This is a genomic window from Mesorhizobium sp. M7D.F.Ca.US.004.03.1.1 (genome assembly GCF_003998635.1).
GTDB classification, from domain to species: Bacteria; Pseudomonadota; Alphaproteobacteria; order Rhizobiales; family Rhizobiaceae; genus Mesorhizobium; species Mesorhizobium loti.
Genome location: NZ_RZQG01000906.1, coordinates 1 through 2,310 on the forward strand (window position 1 = coordinate 1; position 2,310 = coordinate 2,310).

At 64.2% G+C, this 2,310-nt stretch carries 3 protein-coding genes; all 3 read right to left on the reverse strand.

Translation table 11 applies throughout. The features are described 5' to 3' along the window. Window positions 1-164, reverse strand: a 164-nt coding sequence (locus EN935_RS31680; RefSeq protein WP_127373998.1) for an ATP-binding cassette domain-containing protein, incomplete at its 3' end; no start/stop codon positions are given. 49 nt (window positions 165-213) lie between these two features. Beyond that, entirely contained in the window at window positions 214-1,227 is a 1,014-nt protein-coding gene (locus tag EN935_RS31685) for an ABC transporter substrate-binding protein (RefSeq protein WP_109664026.1), read from the reverse strand. 94 nt (window positions 1,228-1,321) lie between these two features. Next, window positions 1,322-2,212: an SMP-30/gluconolactonase/LRE family protein gene (locus EN935_RS31690; protein WP_109664021.1), complete on the reverse strand. Its 891-nt coding sequence runs from the start codon at window positions 2,210-2,212 to the stop codon at window positions 1,322-1,324. Window positions 2,213-2,310: the final 98 nt, after the last annotated feature.

Sequence of the window (2,310 nt, forward strand, 5' to 3'; positions counted from 1 at the left end):
GCCACCATGTGCATCAGCGTCGATTTGCCGGCGCCATTGTGGCCGACGAGACCGACACACTCGCCGGATCCGACGTGAAAATCCACGCCGCCCAGTGCGCGAACGGCGCCGAAATGCTTTTCGGCGCCGTTCAGTCTGATGATGTCAGCGTTCCCTTCAGGCATGCTCAACGATATCCGCTCGGCGATACGGACGGCAACGCTGCCGTGACATTCACTTGATGTTGGCTTTGATGGCCGCGATCGCATCTTCCTGCGTGTATTCGTGGCTGGCAACGCCGCCCTTGACGATCTTCGGCAGTTCGGCCTCGAAATCGTCCTGGGTGAAGGCCAGATACGGCACCAGCAAATCGTGCGGGATATCGGTGCGGCCGTCGAGCACCTGCTGCGCCACCCAGAAGGCGAGCGACGAGACGCCAGGCGCGATCGAGGCCGACCAGGTCTTGTAGCCGTCCTTGTCCTTCTGTTCCTTCCACCATTGCAGCTCGTCCTGGCGGTTGCCCATGATGATGGTCGGGCGCGGCTTGCCGGCGGCGGCGAAGGCCTGTGCGGCGCCATAGCCGTCACCACCCTGGTCGACGATGCCGACGATGTCGGGCAGCGACGGCAGGATGGTCGCCACCGCCTTTTGCGCCGTCGTCTGGTCCCAGTCGCCGGTCACCGAGCCGACGATCTTGAACTCGGGATGGGCAGCCACACCTTCAAGGATGCCGGCATGGATGGCATCGTCGATCGAGGTGCCGGCAAGGCCGCGGATTTCAAGGAGATTGCCGCCCTTGGGCTGGAATTTGGCCATCTGCTCGACTTCCTGCTTGCCCATGTCCTTGAAGTCGACGACGACGCGGTAGGCGCAGGGTTCAGTCACGGTGCCGTCGAAGGAGACGACAGTGATGCCGGCGTCGCAGGCCTGCTTGATGGCGCCGTTGAGTGCGTCCGGCGAGGCGGCATTGATGACGATCGCGTCATAGCCCTGCAGGATCAGGTTCTGCACCTGCGCCGCCTGCGTCGGCACTTCCTTGTCGGCGGTGGTGAAGATGTCGGCCGCGCCGACGATCTTGTCGGCGACCGCCTTCTTGGTGACGATGCCATAGCTGTCGAGCATCGCCTGCCGCCAGGAATTTCCGGCATAGTTGTTGGAGAAGGCGATCTTCTTGCCACTGGTGTCGGCCAGCGCCGTGCCCGAGGCGAGCATCGCCGCCAGGGCGCCCAAGACGAACAGTTTCTTCATGTCGTAATCCTCCCAGATGTTGACTGCTGCATTTCCCGCCGGCTTTGACCCCGGCCTCACTCCCAATCTGATTTGAGCACGGATCGTCGCGGGCTCAAAACAGTCTCAATCCCGGCACTCGCACCCGGAGCCGGTACAGCGACGTCGACGCGGCGATGTAGAGGCTCTGCAGGTCGTCGTCGCCGAAGGTGAAATTCGCGCAATTTTCCGGTGTCCGGATAACGCCGAGAATGGCGCCCGACGCATCGAAGACATGGATGCCACCGGGCCCGGTGCAGTAGAGATTGCCGCGGCTGTCGATCTTCATACCGTCGGGCGCTCCCGGCTCCTCGCCCTCGGTCACGGCCCAGACGGCGCCGCCATTGAGGTCGCCGTTCGCTTCCACGCCGAACACCCTGATGTGCCCCCGTTCGGTGTCGTTGATGAACAGCCGCGACTCGTCCAGCGAAAAGCAAAGCCCGTTCGGCTGGACAAAATCGTCGGCCAGCAATGTCAGCCGGGCGCCGTCGCCATCGATGCGGTAGACGCCCTGGAACGGCAGCTCCTGTGGCCGCGGCACGCCATAGAATTCCACCCGACCATAGCCGGGATCACTGAAGTAGATCGATCCGCCGGTGGCAACGACGATGTCGTTCGGACTGTTGAGCTGCTTGCCCTGATGGTGCGTGGCAAGCACCGTCACGCTGCCGTTGGGTTCGGCGCGGGTCACCCGGCTCGTCGCGTGCTCGCAGGTGACCAGCCGCCCGTGGCGGTCCAGCGTGTTGCCATTGGCCTTGTGGCTCGGTTCGCGGAACAGCTCGATCTCGCCCTCGGCACTGCGGCGGTACATGCGGCTTTCCGGAATGTCGGAGAAGACCAGCCACTTCTCGTAGGGGTGCCAGACCGGCCCTTCGAGGAAGCCGAAGCCGCTCGCCAGCGTCTCGATCGTCGCATCGCCGACGACGTCGTCCAGGCCGGAATGGCGGGCGCGCGCCGACACCGACATCACCGGCCCCCCGCGGGGCGAATCCGCATGGGGACGAAAGGCATGAGCGCTTCCCCGCTATATCTTCTTGTTGGGGGTGAGCGGAGTTGCGGGGCCCG